This is a genomic window from Polyangium sp. y55x31, assembly GCF_029946505.1.
Lineage (GTDB): Bacteria > Myxococcota_A > Polyangia > Polyangiales > Polyangiaceae > Polyangium.
The window spans coordinates 14779-29817 of the sequence record NZ_JARZHG010000007.1 but is presented as its reverse complement, the minus strand read 5'-3'; the positions used below and the strand labels follow the sequence as shown (position 1 = coordinate 29817).

14 protein-coding genes are annotated in these 15039 nt (G+C 68.4%); 10 read left to right on the top strand and 4 right to left on the bottom strand.

The annotated features are described in order from the left end of the window. Positions 1 to 4: 4 nt before the first annotated feature. Positions 5 to 487 carry a cytochrome c oxidase assembly factor Coa1 family protein gene (locus tag QHF84_RS15310; RefSeq protein ID WP_281314034.1) on the bottom strand — a complete coding sequence of 161 codons (483 nt, stop codon included), beginning with the start codon at positions 485 to 487 and terminating at the stop codon, positions 5 to 7. Between the two features lie 293 nt (positions 488 to 780). Here QHF84_RS15310 and QHF84_RS15305 point away from each other — a divergent pair, with 293 nt between their 5' ends. The 5 genes from QHF84_RS15305 (at position 781) to QHF84_RS15285 (ending at position 6513) form a co-directional block, all read left to right on the top strand. Further along, the gene (locus tag QHF84_RS15305; protein ID WP_281314033.1) at positions 781 to 1899 is read left to right on the top strand and encodes a hypothetical protein; all 1119 of its coding nucleotides are present in this window, start codon (positions 781 to 783) and stop codon (positions 1897 to 1899) included. 98 nt (positions 1900 to 1997) lie between these two features. Continuing rightward, entirely contained in the window at positions 1998 to 2909 is a 912-nt protein-coding gene (gene cysD / locus QHF84_RS15300; protein ID WP_348652860.1) for a sulfate adenylyltransferase subunit CysD, read from the top strand. Position 2910: 1 nt separating this feature from the next. Further along, positions 2911 to 4830, top strand: coding sequence for a sulfate adenylyltransferase subunit CysN (cysN, locus tag QHF84_RS15295; RefSeq protein ID WP_281314031.1), 1920 nt, complete (start codon positions 2911 to 2913; stop codon positions 4828 to 4830). 50 nt (positions 4831 to 4880) lie between these two features. Continuing rightward, the gene (gene hemH / locus QHF84_RS15290; protein WP_281314030.1) at positions 4881 to 5774 is read left to right on the top strand and encodes a ferrochelatase; all 894 of its coding nucleotides are present in this window, start codon (positions 4881 to 4883) and stop codon (positions 5772 to 5774) included. 139 nt (positions 5775 to 5913) lie between these two features. Continuing rightward, positions 5914 to 6513, top strand: coding sequence for an SRPBCC family protein (locus tag QHF84_RS15285; RefSeq protein ID WP_281314029.1), 600 nt, complete (start codon positions 5914 to 5916; stop codon positions 6511 to 6513). A 52-nt stretch (positions 6514 to 6565) separates the two neighbouring features. Here QHF84_RS15285 and QHF84_RS15280 read toward each other — a convergent pair whose 3' ends face one another. Beyond that, positions 6566 to 7510, bottom strand: a complete 945-nt coding sequence (locus QHF84_RS15280) for a hypothetical protein (RefSeq protein WP_281314028.1) — start codon at positions 7508 to 7510, stop codon at positions 6566 to 6568. Between the two features lie 215 nt (positions 7511 to 7725). Then, positions 7726 to 7959 (bottom strand): hypothetical protein, encoded by a 234-nt coding sequence (locus QHF84_RS15275; protein ID WP_281314027.1) that lies wholly within the window; start codon positions 7957 to 7959, stop codon positions 7726 to 7728. A 142-nt stretch (positions 7960 to 8101) separates the two neighbouring features. On the opposite strand from QHF84_RS15275, the gene QHF84_RS15270 reads away from it, so the two are divergent. Genes QHF84_RS15270 through QHF84_RS15260 form a run of 3 tightly spaced genes read left to right on the top strand, consistent with a single transcriptional unit; the run spans position 8102 to position 9620 of the window. Continuing rightward, positions 8102 to 8548, top strand: a complete 447-nt coding sequence (locus QHF84_RS15270) for a hypothetical protein (protein ID WP_281314026.1) — start codon at positions 8102 to 8104, stop codon at positions 8546 to 8548. Positions 8549 to 8560: 12 nt separating this feature from the next. Then, positions 8561 to 9175 (top strand): hypothetical protein, encoded by a 615-nt coding sequence (locus QHF84_RS15265; RefSeq protein WP_281314025.1) that lies wholly within the window; start codon positions 8561 to 8563, stop codon positions 9173 to 9175. A 16-nt stretch (positions 9176 to 9191) separates the two neighbouring features. Next, a complete protein-coding gene (locus tag QHF84_RS15260) occupies positions 9192 to 9620 on the top strand; it encodes an STAS/SEC14 domain-containing protein (RefSeq protein WP_281314024.1) in 429 nt (142 codons plus the stop codon). 8 nt (positions 9621 to 9628) lie between these two features. Here the strand turns inward: QHF84_RS15260 and ligD are convergent, their stop codons facing one another. Beyond that, a complete protein-coding gene (ligD, locus tag QHF84_RS15255; protein ID WP_281314023.1) occupies positions 9629 to 12193 on the bottom strand; it encodes a DNA ligase D in 2565 nt (854 codons plus the stop codon). 45 nt (positions 12194 to 12238) lie between these two features. Here ligD and QHF84_RS15250 point away from each other — a divergent pair, with 45 nt between their 5' ends. Both QHF84_RS15250 and QHF84_RS15245 read left to right on the top strand, forming a co-directional pair. Next, entirely contained in the window at positions 12239 to 13156 is a 918-nt protein-coding gene (locus QHF84_RS15250; protein WP_281314022.1) for a Ku protein, read from the top strand. Positions 13157 to 13211: 55 nt separating this feature from the next. Next, a complete protein-coding gene (locus QHF84_RS15245; protein ID WP_281314021.1) occupies positions 13212 to 15017 on the top strand; it encodes an ABC transporter transmembrane domain-containing protein in 1806 nt (601 codons plus the stop codon). Positions 15018 to 15039 lie beyond the last annotated feature (22 nt).

Below are 15039 nucleotides of genomic sequence, written 5' to 3'. Positions count from 1 at the left end.
CCGATCAGGGCTTCTTCACGCGCGGGGCGCCGTCGGGGGCGAAGTTGCCTTCGAGCAGCGTGCTCGCGCCTTCGTGCACGTACCCCTGTTCACGCAGCACGGGGCGCCCCTCCATCTTGACGGAGAACCTTCCGTCCCAGCCCTGGTTCTCCATGTTGAGCGCGCGAAGCTCGAGCCGAGCCTCGCCCTTCGGGCCCTTGACCTTCGTGTCGACGTCCACGTTGTCCGTGCCCCGGAGCTTGCGGAGCAGGTCGCGGCGGAGCGACGTCCCCACGGCCAGCGAAACCGAGACCGGGCTGCCGAGCGCCGCGGCCACGGCGGCGTCCTTCTCCACGAGCTCGACCGTGCGTGCGATCGGTGGGGCCGAAATCGTGTACATGTATTTGCCCACGCACGACGATGCGACGAGCGCGAAGAGGACGAGCACGCCGAGGAGGGACATGGCTTTTCCGGCAGGCTTCTTCGCAGGCTGGATGACAGGCTGCATGGCTCCATGAAGGCCCGCAGCCGACGCGGCGTCAAGCGCCCTCGACGTGCGCCCCGGTATCGGACATTTCCTGTCCCATCCAGGGGGTCAATTTCGTTGCCATTCCAGGGTGGATCCCGTAATGATCGATTGCACCGAGCGTTGACGTCCGCAGCGCCCGGCCACAATCGAATGCAGCACCCGCGGGGCTGGGAGACCTTGCCCCGATAGCGCCTCTCCGGGGGCGCACGCCTCTTCGGAGGCCCTCGCCGGGCATTGCCCGGTTTTCGGACGCACCTTGAAAGGCGGCCCTCATGAGCGCCATTGCCCTTGCATGGCCAGCCGCCCCGGGCGGCGGGCCGAGCGCTTTTCTTTGCGACGAATTTCTGGCCCCGCGCGATAGGTCGCCGCGCGGGCCGATCGAGCCCGCGTGCGTGGAGATCACGGCGCGCCTCGATCGGGCCCTCGAAGACGGTGAGAGCCGCCTCCCGGATCTCGCCCTCTGCTTCGACGAGGCTGCCCGGATCGCGTCGCTCCTCGGCCGCCCGATCGACGCGCGGGGCCTCTACCTCGCGTCGATCGCGGCGCTCGCTTCGTCATTCGATCGAAATGGGGACCTCGCGGCGCTCGCCCTCGCGCTCCGCGCCGCGCTCGGGCTCGGTCGTATCGAATGCGCGCTCGGCCACGACGACGAGGCGCTTTACCTTTTCGAGAAGCTCGCGGCCTTGCCGCTCGGCGGCTCGCTCGAGGCGGGGCCGCTCGTGGTGACGCCGGCGCGATGGGCCGAAATATCGGCATTCGCGCCGCTGCTCGGGCCGAAGCTCGCGGCCGAGGCGATCACCGGTGCGCTCGAGACGTTGATCGCGGGGGCGCGTTATGACGTCGCCCTCGCCGTCGCCCGCGTCCGCGATCCGAACGATCCCCCCGCGCTCGACGCCTTCCGTCGCGAGGCCACGGCGACCGCGCTGTGTCGCATGGGCCTCTTCGGCGAGGCGCTCGTGTTTCTTGCGTCCGCCATCGCGCGTGAGCCACTGCCCACGCGCCCGATCTTCGAGCAGAAGCGGGCCGAGACGCTCGCGGCCTCGGGGCAACTCGACGCGGCGCGGGCGCGCTCCTCGTTCGTCGTGGAGGCCCTCGAAGAGCGCTTCCTGGCCTCGCCCCCGTCGCTCGACGATCTCGCGCTCGCGGCCCGCGCCTTGCGCCTGCTCGCGATGCTCGGCCAGGTCCCCGCCGCGTTTTCCGTGCGCGCGTTCGAGCTCGCGGGCCTCGTCGGCGACGTGCCGCTCGAAGCGGAGCTCGCGCTCCGGGTCGTCGCGAGCGACGCGCCTCGCGCCAAGCGGGAGCGCGCGGCGAACGTGGCCGTCTCCCTCGCCGGGCACCATGCGCCTTCGTTTGCCGCGCTCCGCGATCGATTGGTCTCGATCGCGGCGTGAGCGAGCTTCCGGCGCGGCCCGGACGCCCTTGACAGACGCCGCGTTCGGGGGATGTTCTGCTCCGACGCTCGGGCATGACCCGGCGCGTCGAGGCCTGCATGTCCCAGGGAAAGCTCACGCACCTCAAGATGCTCGAGGCCGAGAGCATCCACATTCTTCGCGAGGTCGTCGCGTGCTTCGAGCGACCCGTGATGCTCTACTCGATCGGCAAGGACAGCACGGTCCTTTTGCACCTCGCGCGGAAGGCGTTCCACCCCGCGAAGCTCCCGTTCCCGCTGCTCCACGTGGACACGACGTGGAAGTTTCGGGACATGTACGCCTATCGTGACGGCTACGTGAAGAGCGAGCTCGGGGTGGACCTCATCGTCTACACGAACGAGGAGGGCCTGCGCGCCGGCGTCGGTCCGATCACGCACGGGAGCAAGGTGCACACCGACGTGATGAAGACGCAGGCGCTGAAGCAAGCGCTCGACAAATACGGCTTCGACGCGGCGTTCGGCGGCGCGCGGCGCGACGAGGAGAAATCGCGCGCGAAGGAGCGCGTCTTTTCGTTCCGCGACAAGAGTCACCGCTGGGACCCGAAGAACCAGCGCCCGGAGCTCTGGAACCTCTACAATACCGAGGTTCACAAGGGCGAGAGCATCCGGGTGTTTCCGCTCTCGAACTGGACCGAGCTCGACGTCTGGCAATACATTCACCAGGAAAAACTGCCGATCGTGCCGCTGTATTTCGCGGCGCCGCGGCCGGTGGTGGAGCGCGACGGCGTGCTCCTCATGGTGGACGACGAGCGGCTGCCGCTCCGACCGGGCGAGGTGCCGATGATCAAGAACGTCCGGTTCCGGACGCTCGGTTGTTATCCGCTCTCGGGCGCGATCGAGAGCCATGCGACGACGCTGCCCGAGATCATCCAGGAGATGCTCCTCGCGCGGCAGAGCGAGCGTCAGGGCCGGCTCATCGATTTCGATCAGTCGGGGAGCATGGAAGAGAAGAAGCGCGAAGGGTACTTCTGAGATGAGCCACGAAGAAGACCTCGCCAGGACCGACATCGAGGCCTACCTCGCGCGGAACGAGCGGAAGGAGCTCTTGCGCTTCCTCACGTGCGGGAACGTCGACGACGGCAAGAGCACGCTGATCGGCAGGCTCCTGCACGACACGAAGGGCATTTACGAGGACCAGCTCGCCGCGGTCGCCAAGGACAGCAAGGTCTTCGGCACGCAGGGCGGCGCGATCGACCTCGCCCTGCTCGTCGACGGCCTGAAGAGCGAGCGCGAGCAGGGGATCACGATCGACGTCGCGTATCGGTATTTTTCGACGGCGCGGCGCAAGTACATCATCGCGGACACGCCGGGGCACGAGCAATACACGCGCAACATGGCCACGGGCGCGAGCACGGCCGAGCTCGCGGTGATCCTGATCGACGCGCGCAAGGGCGTGACGACGCAGACGAAGCGGCACGCGTTCATCACGAGCCTGCTCGGGATCCGCAAGGTCGTGGTGGCCGTGAACAAGATGGACCTCGTCGCGTATTCGCGGGAGGTCTTCGAGGAGATCCGGCGCGCATTCCTCGATTTCGCAGGGCGTTTGCCGGATCGGCACCACTGGTTCATCCCGCTGAGCGCGCTCGCGGGCGACAACGTGGTCGAGAAGAGCGCGGCCATGCCCTGGTTCGAGGGCGAGCCGCTGCTCGAGCTCCTCGACACGGTGCCGCTCGACGAGGCGTCGAACACGGTGGACCTGCGTTTCCCCGTGCAATACGTGAACCGGCCGAGCCAGGATTTCCGCGGGTTTGCCGGGACGATCGCCTCGGGCGCGGTGCGGGTCGGCGACGAGGTGGTGTCCCTGCCGTCCGGGCGCACGAGCCGGGTCTCGCGGATCGTGACGTGGGAGGGCGATCTTGCCGAGGCTGCGGCGCCGATGTCGGTGACGTTGACGCTCGAGGACGAGATCGACGCGAGCCGCGGGGATGTATTGTGTCACTCGGACAACCGGCCCGAGATTTCGAGCCGCGTGCTCGCGATGCTCGTGTGGATGGACGAGCGGCCGATGGTGCCGGGGCGCGAATACTGGATCAAGCACGGGCCCTTGCGCACGCCGGGCAGCGTGACGCGGATCGTGCACCGCGTGGACGTGAACACGCTCGAAAAGAGCGACGCGCCGGCGCTCGCGCTGAACGAGATCGGCCGCGTGGAGCTGCGCACGAGCCGGCCGCTTTTGTTCGACGCGTACACGAAGAACCGCGCGACGGGCGCGTTCATCGTGGTCGACCGCGTGACGAATGGAACCGTCGGCGCCGGGATGATCGTCGAGAGCGGGGAGGGGCGCTGGGACGAGCCGGCGCAAGGACGGCTCACGCGCGCGGAGAGCGCGGTCACGGGCGAGGAGCGGGAGAAACGTTATGGGCAGCGGCCCACGACGATCCTGATCACGGGGCTCGCGGGGTCGGGAAAAACCAGCGTGGCGCGGGAGGTCGAGCGCAGACTGTTCGATTTGGGCCGCGCGGTCGTGGCGATCGACGGGCAGTCGATGCGGCACGGGATGAACCGCGACCTCGGCTTCTCCGCCTCGGACCGCTCGGAGAACCTGCGCCGCTCGATGGAGGTCGCGAAGCTTTTGAACGACGCGGGCCTCATCTGCGTGGCCTCGCTGGTCGCGCCCGAGGATGCGGTTCGAAAGCGCGCGCGGGAGCTCGTGGGCCCGGAGCGGTTTTTCCTGGTACACCTCGCCGCGCCGCTCGAATGGTGCCGGGAGGTCGATCGGAGCGGGATTTACCGCGACGCCGAGGCGGGCAAGGTGTCGAACGTGCCGGGGCTCGATTTCCGGTACGAGCCGCCCGAGGACGCGGACCTCGTTTTGCCGAGCCACGAGCTGAGCGTGGCCGAATGCGCGGAGCGAATCGTGCGGGAGCTCGAGCGGCGGGGGCGGATCGTGTAGGCGCGGGCCTGGCTGGTCGAGGTAGCCTCGCTGTCCTATAAAAGCTGCCCATGTCGATCGCCGTCCTCGTCTCCTGCCACGGGACCGTCTCCCGCACCGCCGACATCCCCGCGTTCCTGAACAACATCCGCCGGGGCCGCCCGTCGCCGCCCGAGCTCGTCGCGGAGGTCACGCACCGGTTCGAGGTGATCGGCGGCTCGCCGCTCATGGCCATCACCGAGGCGCAGGCGCGCGCGCTCGAAGCCCGGCTCGGCATTCCGGTGGCCGTCTCGGGCCGGCTCTGGCATCCGTATCCGAGCGAGGTCCTGCCCGGGCTCGTCGCGAAGGGCGTGCGGACGATCGTCTCGCTGCCGCTCGCGCCGCAATCGGTCGACGCGTATCACGGGCCCGTCCGCGAGGCCGCCGCGAGCCACCCGGAGCTCTCGATCCGCGCCGTGCCGGCCTGGGGCATGGAGCCCGCGTTGATCGACGCGTTCGTCGAGACGATCGACGAGGCGCTCGCCGCCGTGCCCGCGGAGGAGCAAATGGCGGTGCCGATCGTCCTCTCGGCGCACAGCTTGCCGCGCCGCGTGATCGCCATGGGCGACAAATACGAGGCGCAATTCCGCGAAATGGCCGGCGCCGTGGCCGCGCGGTTCGAAGCGCGAGGTTTTTCCACGCGAATCGCCTTCCAGAGCCAGGGCGCGAGCGCCGAGCCGTGGCTCGGGCCGGATCTCGCCGAGACGTTCGCCGATCTCGCACAGACGGGCGCAGGGGCCGTGCTCGTCGCCCCGATCGGGTTTCTCGCCGAGCACGTCGAGACGCTCTACGACCTCGACATCGAGGCGCCGAAGATCGCCGCGAAGGCGGGGCTCGGGCGGTTCTACCGGGCGAGGGCGGTGTGTGACCGGCCCCGCTTCATCGATGCGCTCGAGGCCGTCGTCCGGCGGGAGCTCGACCGGTAGGGTTTGGCGGCGACAGCCACACCGGAAAACGTACATGACGAACGACCGGGATCTTTGCATGCCGCCATGCTGCGGGGACTTGTACCGCGTGCGGCTCCGCTGATAGTTCTCGATCTGTCACGACCGGAGGCCCGCACAGATGGAACGCGAACGATCGATTCTCTTCCCGCGCGGCGCACTCGCCGTTCTGGCAGGCGCAGCCCTCGTCGGCACGACCTTGCTCGGACCCGACGCCCTTGCCGGAGGCTCGGCGCCGCCCGACATCCGCATGATCGACGTGAAGGGCAGCGACACGCCGAAGGTCGTGGCGAAGGGCGTGATCGATCAGCCGCCCGAGAAGGTCTGGCAGGTCGTCTCCGAGTGCGCGAGTTACAAGAAGCGCATGCCGCGCATCGAGGCCTCGCGGCTCGTCAAGCAGGAAGGAAACAAGCACACCTGCGAGGTGACGATCGCGATGCCCTTCCCGCTGTCGAACCTGACGGCCGTGACCGAGGCCGTGCACGAGGTGAGCGACCAGGGCATGTCGCGGCGCTGGAAGCTCGTGCGCGGCGACTACAAGTTCAACCAGGGGAGCTGGGAGGTGAAGCCGCACGACGGCGGCAAGAAGAGCCTCGTCGTGTACACGGTGCACGCCGAGCCGAACACCTCGCTGCCCGGCTGGATCCGCGAAGCCGCCCAGAAGAAGGCGATCCCGGAGCTCTTCGAACGCGTCGGCGAGGAAGCGGCGAAGATGAAGTGACGAGCGAGGGTACGGCGGGCAAACCGGGGGGTTTGGGGGGCAGAGCGCAGCGTTAGCTGCGCGAGCCCCCCATCGTCGAAGGAGCGAGCAGCGCGCAGCGACCCAGCCAACCTCGCTTCGGGTCGCACAGCGCGTCCCGCTCCGGCACGTCCTCCGCGGGCGCGAGCGCGAGGAAGCGGCGTTCTTCGAGGCGCAGGAGCGCCCCGTCGAGCGCGCAGCGTGACACCTCGGGCATGTGCGCTCGCAGCGCCGAGAGCGAGATGCCGCCCGCGGCGCGGTCCTCCGACTCCAGCGTGCCGAGCGCGTCGAGGATCCTCGCCTCCGCATACGCCTCGGGGCCGAGCTGGCGGAGCGAGACCACGCGCTCGATGTGCGCCGCGAGCACCTCGAGGTCCGCGTCCTCCATCGTCCAGACGAGGTCCGCGACCGCGCGCGCCGTGCTCCGCGCGTGCGAGGCCGCCGGATTCGGCGCCGGGCGTTTCAGGGCGAGGCGCGCGACGAATTGCTGCACGCGTCCCCAGATCGAAGGCGAGGAGCTCGGCGGCTCGTCGGAGCCTGGGATGGGGGTTTCGTCCCAGGACGTCACGGGTTCGTCCGTGCAGACCGAGTTTTCCCAGCCAAGGTCGGCGTAGCGGGGCGGGGGGAGGGGTTCGCCGAGGTGTGTGAAGCGGGCCGAGGGTAACGTCTTCCGATCAGACCGTATTGACAACCCGGCGAGCTCGGCGAGGGCCGTATCTTCGTCATCGGAGTCGGCGAATGCCGGGGGGAAGACGGGCTCGGCGGGTTCGTCGTCGTCCCAGGCTTCCGCGTTGCCTTCGTATCGACCTTCCTCGTGCCCGAGCAGCGCCATCTCCCGTTCGTCCGGGCTCATGGCGCGTGTCGCGGGCCCGTCGCTCGACGCGACTTCGTCGGCGAAGAGCCCTTCCATCGCGCGCTTCGTCGGCGCGTCGTGGCGGGTGTCGGGCGGCTCGTCGTGGAGGAAGGGGTCGAAGGTCATGGCGTTTTACCGCGAGTTGGACGGGGCAAACCTCAAGAAGGTTTCACTGTCCCAAAGGCCGAGGCAACGAGACTCTTTCCGGCCTATGCACTTTTTGGTTTGGCCAGGTGCACAGCGCCGCGTGGATCGTGACCAGGGCGAATTTGGAAAGGTTGCGCGGGTTTCGTGCTCCAAACCACACGGTGGTGGTGCGAGGTGCAACCGCGTGGGGAGGATTACTCGGAGCAGATGTACTGGATGGGGCAGGACTCGGCGATGGCGCAGGTATCGCCGCACTGCTCGAAGCAGCTCAGACACTGCTGGTAGGCGGCGTCGTTCACGCAGGAGGCCTTGGCCGTGCGTTCGAGGTCGCACTTCGTCTGGGCCTCCTCCGGCGAGTAACCGCCGCAGGCGGCGAGGGCGAGGCCAAAGAAGGACGTGAGCATGAAGGTCTGGAGGGCGTGTCGCATGATGAACTCCTCGTTGGTGTGTTCACCTCCTCCTACCACGGCATCCGAGGGGCCACGACTTTGCTCGCACGGGCTTCGCGCAAGTCGGTATCTTTCCCCATCCGGGGAAGGTTTCACGGCAGGTCGGAGGGTACGTCGGGGCATGGTCAAGCCGGAGGTTCGTGAGGAGTGGTTGCCGCTCCGGGAGGGAAGTCCGCACCGTTATCGCTTCGAGGAGCCGGATATCTTCTTCGTCGGCGACGTGGGCGACGTCACCGGCGCCGACATGGCGTGCATGTTCGACATGGTGGAGGAGCTCGCGGCGCGCACGGGGCGGCGGCTCTTCTGGATCTCGGACATCTCCCGGCTCGGGCGGGTGACCGAGGAGGCGGGCAAGCTGTCCGTCGAGCGGGACGTCAAGTCGCTGCTGCACGCGACGATCCTTTACGGGGGGAGCTTTCGCCAGCGTCTCCTGGCCAACATGGTGGCCAAGGCGTTGCTTCTCCTGAAGCCGAACCGGTCGAAGCGCCCCCTCTATTTTTGCGCCACGGAGGCCGAAGCGCGGGCGCTCGTCGAGGAGATGCGGCGCAAGGAGGGGGGCTCGTCGTAGACTCGAGGCCGCATGAAGTTCTTCGTCTTGCAGAGCAGCGTCGGGTCGAGCCACGAGACCACGTTCGTCCCGCTCGAACCGCAGTTCAAAGAGGGGCTCACGTGCCCGGCGTGCGGGCGCGCGCTCACCGAGAAAGAATGGATCCCGCCGCTCCGGGCCGAGCTGTTTGCGCGCGGCGAGGGCCTCGGAGACGTGGCGTTCGGGCCGGGCCTCGATTTGCTGGTGTCCGAGCGATTCCTCGAAGCATGGCGCGCCGAGAAGCTCTCGGGGCTGCATGGGCTGAAAGAGGTCGAGATCCGGAAGGTGCACCCGGAATCGGCCGCGCCGCATGCGCGGTATCACCTCGCGCTCGCCGGATACGGAATGACGCAGATCGACCCGAAGCGGAGCCGCGTGGCGCGCGAGGGCGAATCGGATTGCCTGCAATGCATGGGCGGCGCCGAGGTGACGCTCGTCGAGGGATACACGATCGACGAGCCGACGTGGAGCGGCGAGGACGTGTTCGTCCCCTGGGGCTTCGGCGGCTGCCTCGTGGCGACCGAGCGGGTGCTCGCGATGCGCGACAAATACGGCCTCACGAACGTGACGCTCGTGCCGACGGAGGCGTTCGTCTGGAAGCGCGCATGAAGCGCATGGAGGCAGGGTGAACGGAGAGGGGTGGTCGCGGCTCGGATCGTCGCACGAAGCGCGATTCGAGGCGCCGGATCTTTTCGTGCTTCGAATCCAGGGCGACGTCTTGCTTTCCGATACGACGGCGCTGTTCGATCGAATCGAGGCGCTGGCCGCGCAGGTGGGGCGGCAGCTCCTCCTCCTCGTGGATGTCTCGAAGCTCGGGCAGGTGCGCCCGGACGCGCGCACGTCGGCCCTCGGGCGGGACCTCACGACCTCGCTGCGGGGCCTGGCCGTCTACGGGGGCAGCTATCATCAGCGGCTTTACGCGAATCTCTTGATCAAGGCCATTCCGCTCCTGCGCCCGAACCGCCCCCAGAAGCCGATGCTGTTTTGCGCCACGGAGGCGGACGCGCGGGCGTTCGTCGCGGAGCTGCGAGGCCGCGAGGCGAGCGCGTCGTAAAGGGCGGGTCAGGCGACGTGGCGGCCGAGGGCGAGCTTTTCGAGCCGCTCGATGGCCGCGAGCACGGAGGGGGTCTCCGTGAGCAGCGGCGCCATGGGATCGAAGATACGCGCGACGCGGCGGGGAACCGTGTGGATGTCGAAGGCACGAGGATCGAGCGAATCGTCGACCTCGTCCCAGGTGAGCGGCGTGGAGACACGCGCGCCCGGCACGGCGCGTACGGCGTAAGGCGCGACGATGGTGCGGGACGCGCCGGTTTGTCCGGTATCGACATAAACACGCGGGCCGCGGCGCTGCTTCGAGCGCTCCATGGTGGCGATGTCGGGGTGTTTCCGGACGAGCATGTGGCCGACGAGGTCGGCGAGGGCGCGCGCCGTTTCATAGGAGATCGCGGGGCCGAGCGGGACGAAGACGTGCAGGCCCGACTGGCCGGACGTCTTCGGAAACCCCGTGAGGCCGATTTGATCGAGCAGACCCTCGAGCGAGCGCGCGAGGGTGATGACGTCGGCGAACGTCCCGCCGCTGACGTCGAGGTCGATGTTGAAGAAATCGGCCTCTTCGAGGTGCGGGACGCGCGAGGCGATCACGTGAATCGGAATCGCGCCGAGGTTCGCGACGTAGAGGAGCGTGGCCTCGTCGCGGATGTGAAAGACCTCCATTTCGTCCTCGCGCCCCGGCAGGCGGACGCGGAGCGTGGGCACCCAATCGGGCAGGCCCGCAGGGACGTTCCATTGATAGAAAAACTTGCCGGTGATGCCGTCGGGATACCGCACGAGCATCACCGGTCGGTCGCGGAGGTGCGGCAGGAGGACGGGCGCGACGGCGGCGTAATACGCGGCGATGTCCCGCTTCGTGATGCCGTCCGCGGGGAAGAGGACCTTGTCGGCGTTGTTGATGGGGACCTCTGCCTGCCCCTTCGCGGCGCCCCCCGTGCGGACAGACTCGGCCGCGAGGCGCTCGATCTCGGTCTCCTCTTTATCGCCGTGCGGCGAGGCGACGCATTCCTCGGGCGCGACGTCGTCGCGGATCCCGCGAAAAACCGGGAAGCGTAGGTTGCCGTCGTCGGTATACCCGGAAAAACGCACGGACACGACGAGCTCGGGGCGAACGTGGACGCGGCCGCGCGGCGCGGCGTTGTACGGGCCACGCGCGGTGGGTTTGTCCGTACGCAAGGGGGTGAGGCGCGCGAGCAGCGCTTCGATGGACGCCGCGTCGAGGCCGCTGCCGACCTTGCCGCGGTAGCGCAGCTCGCCGGCCTCGTAGGCCGCGACGTCGAGCGCGCCGAGCCGGGCGCGGCCGCCCTCGCCGAGGGTATAGCCGACGACCACGAAATCGTCGTCGCGCTCGCACTTGAGCTTGATCCAATCGTACGAACGCGCGGGGCCGGGGCGATAGGGGGCGTCGCGGCGCTTGGCGACGAGGCCCTCCATCCGGCGCTCGCGGCAGAAATCGAAGAGCATGGTGGGGTCGCCCTCGATCGTGTCGAGGGTGCGAATCTCGCCGGGCGCACGGACGAGGCTTTGCAGGAGCTCCTTGCGCGCGTGGAGCGGGAGGCGGCGCAGGTCGCGGTCGCCGATCGCGAGCAGGTCGAAGACCACGTAGAGGACGGGGATCCGGGTCTCGGCGCGGCGAATATCGGCGCTGCTGGCGAGGTGGATGCGCTGGGCGAGGCGCTGGAAGCTCGGCTGTCCGGCCTGGTCGAGGGCGATGATCTCGCCGTCGAGCACGAGGCGGGCGGCGGCGAGCTTGTCGACGGCGCGCGCGACCTCGGGATAAACACGCGAGACGTCGCGCAGGCTTCTCGACTGGAGGAGGACGTCCGAGCCGTTTTTCCGGGCAATGCAGCGGACGCCGTCCATCTTGAGCTCGAAGATGTAGTTCGAGCCGAGCGAGCCCTTCGGCGCGGGGCAGGCGCGCATGGGGACCATGTTTGGCTCGATGGAACCCTTGGGCGCGCCGAGGGCCGCGGCGCGGGCTTCGAGTTCGGTTGCGATGTCCGAGGCGTGGCCGAGCTCGCCGATGTCGAGGCCGGAGAGGACGGAGCGAGGTTTTTCCTGGACGATGTCGTGTCCGGGCGCCGCGAAGGCGTCGTGCTTCTTGAAGAGGAGCCAGTCCTTCTCGGAGTCCTTCAGCCGGACCAGGAGGAAGCGGCCGTGGAGCTTGTGGCCCGAAAGCTCGAACTCGAGTTTGCCCTTGCGTAACTGGTCTTCTGCGGGTTCGTCCAGGTACCGAACCCGGCCGGTGTCCCAGGCGATCATGGGTCCGGCACCGTAATTGCCCTCGGGGATGACGTCCTCGAAATGGAGATATTCGAGGGGGTGCGGCTCGGTGCGGACGGCAAGGCGGCGCTCGCCCGGATTCAGCGTGGGCCCCTTGGGCACGGAGAAGCTCTCGAGCGCGCCGCCCACCTCGAGGCGCAGGTCGTAATGGCGGCGGCGAGCGTCGTGCAGATGCACGACATACGCGCCTTCCGTCGTCGCGCCGGGCGAGCCGGCCGGGCCTCCAAAGGGCTCGGGGGTTTGACCGGGATCACGCTTTTTCCGATATGCGTCGAGCTTCGCCGATCCGTCCACAGGGTCCTCCGGGATCGTCCACGACCTTTGCAAGGATCGATGCGCATGGCTGCGCGATCCACGGGCACGGGGACCATCTCGTTTGGCCTGGTTTCCATTCCGGTCAAGTTGTACACGGCCACGTCTTCCCACGGCGTCGGCTTTCACATGCTTCACAAGAAATGCGGGACCCGCGTCAAACAGCAATTGTTCTGCCCGTACGACCGGGAGGTCGTCGAGCGATCGGACACGATGCGGGGGTTCGAGTACGCGCGGGAGCAATACGTCGAGGTGACGGACCAGGACCTCGACGCGGTGCGCGCCGAGCGAACGGACCGGATCGACATCGTCGAGTTCGTCCCGGCCGAGACCGTGGACCTGCTCTACGTGGACAAGACGAATTACCTCGGCCCGGACAAGGGCGGCGCGCGGGCATACAAGCTGCTCGCGGACGCGATGGAGCGGACGAAGAAGATCGCGGTCGGCCGGTATGGCGTCCGCGGCAAGGATCAGCTCGTCCTTTTACGGCCGTACAAGGGCGGGCTCATCATGCACCAGGTCTATTACGCGGACGAGGTGCGGCCGTTCGAGGAGATCGCGCCGCCGGCCAAGGTGGACTTCCGGCCGCAAGAAGAGGACCTCGCCGACCGGCTCATCGGCGAGCTCTCGGCGGACGCATTCCACCCGGAGAACTTCCACGACCAATATCAGGAGCGGCTGACGGGGCTCATCGAGAAGAAGGTCGCGGGGCAGGAGATCTCGCTGCCGCCGGCCGAGCCGCAGGCGCAGATCATCGATCTGTTCGAGGCGCTGAAGCAGAGCTTGAAGCAAAGGGCCCCCGCCGCGGCCGCGCCGTCCGCGCCGAAGGAAGCAGAGGCGCCCGCAGCCGAGGAGGCGCCCGCCGAGGAGGCGCCCCCGCGCCCGTCGGTGAAGAAGGCTGCGCCGCGGCGCCCGCCGCGCGAGCGCGTGAGGAAAGCAGGATGATGTAGAGCGAGCAGCGTCGTCCGCGGGCGCGCTCCGTGGTACATAAAGCCGGATCATGGGAGATCCGGACAAACCTGCCTCCAAGAATGCGTCTCTCGGCCGCCTGCTCGGGCTCGCCCGCCCGGAGATCGGGCGGCTCGCGGCCGGGACCGTGTTCCTCGTCATCGGGACATTGATGGGGCTGCTCGTCCCCCAGGCATTCCGGGTGATCCTGGATCGCGCCGTGGGCCAGGCGGACGGCTTCTGGACGATCGACCGCGCGGCGCTGGCGCTCATCGTGGTGGCAGCCGTGCAGGCGGGCGCGACGGCGCTGCGTTTCGTGTGCTTCACGAGCGCAGGCGAGCGGGTCGTGACGCGCCTTCGGCGGGATCTGTTCGAGCACCTGCTCGCGCAGGAGATCGCGTTCTTCGACGAGCGGAAGACGGGCGAGCTGACGAGCCGGCTCGCGGCGGACACGACGCTCGTGCAAAACGCGGTGAGCGTGAACATCTCGATGGGGCTGCGCTTCGCGGCGCAGGTGCTCGGCGGCGTCGGGTTCCTCGTCTACACGTCACCCATTCTCACGGCGGTGATGCTCGGGGTGGTACCGCCGGTGGCGCTGGGCGCCGTGGCGTATGGGCGCCGCGTGCGCAAGCTGTCGCGCGAGGCGCAGGACGCGCTCGCCCGGGCGAACGAGGTCGCCGAGGAGACGATCGCAGGCATCCGGACGGTACGGGCGTTCGCCGCGGAGAAGACGGAGGCGGGGCGATACTCGAAGGCGGTATGGGACGCATTCGCCGTGGTATGGCGGCGCATCGTGACGAGCTCCGTGTTCATGAGCGTCTCGTCGTTCGCGGCATTCGCGGCGCTCGCGCTCGTGCTGTGGTATGGCGGGCGGCTCGTGTCGCAGGGCGCGATGACGCCCGGCGGATTGACGTCGTTCTTGATTTACACGCTCATGGTGGCGTTTTCGCTCGGCGGGATCAGCGAGCTCTGGGCGGACCTGATGCGCGCGTCGGGCGCGGCCGAGCGGGTATTCGAATTGATCGATCGCCCCCCGACGATCCCGCTCGCGGAGGGCGCGCGGCCCGGCGCGGTGGAAGGTCGTATCGAGCTTTCGCGCGTGAGCTTCGCGTATCCCTCGCGCAAGGACGTGCCGGTGCTGCAGGACCTCGACCTCGCGATCGCGCCGGGCGAGGTGGTGGCGCTCGTGGGCCCGTCGGGGTCGGGGAAATCGACGATCGCGGCGCTGCTTTTGCGTCTGTACGATCCGACCGAGGGGCGCATCGCGCTCGACGGAAAGGATCTGCGGGAGCTTTCGCCGGAATGGCTGCGGCGCAACGTCGGGGTCGTTTCGCAGGAGCCGATGCTATTTTCGTGCAGCGTGGCGGACAACATCCGGTATGGCCGGACAACCGCGACGGAGGCGGAGGTGGAGGCGGCGGCGCGGGCGGCGAACGCGCACGAGTTCGTGTCGAGGTTCCCGGAGGGGTATGCGACGCTCGTGGGCGAGCGGGGCGTGAAGCTGTCCGGCGGGCAGAAGCAGCGCGTCGCGATCGCGCGCGCGGTGCTGAAGGATCCGCGGATCCTGGTGCTCGACGAGGCGACGAGCGCGCTCGACGCGGAGAGCGAGCACCTCGTGAAAGAAGCGCTCGACCGATTGATGAAGGGACGAACGACGCTGATCATCGCGCACCGATTGTCGACGGTGATGGGCGCGAACCGGGTGGTGGTGATCGAGGATGGAAAGATCGTCCAGAGCGGCGACCACGCGACGCTGATGCAGCAAGGCGGGCTTTATCGGAAGCTCGTGGAGCGGCAGCTCGAAGGGGGGCGGGAGGGGGCGCGGGCTGTGATGGCTCAGGCGCTTTCCCAGGCGTGAGGTTTTTTCGGAGGTCTGGTGG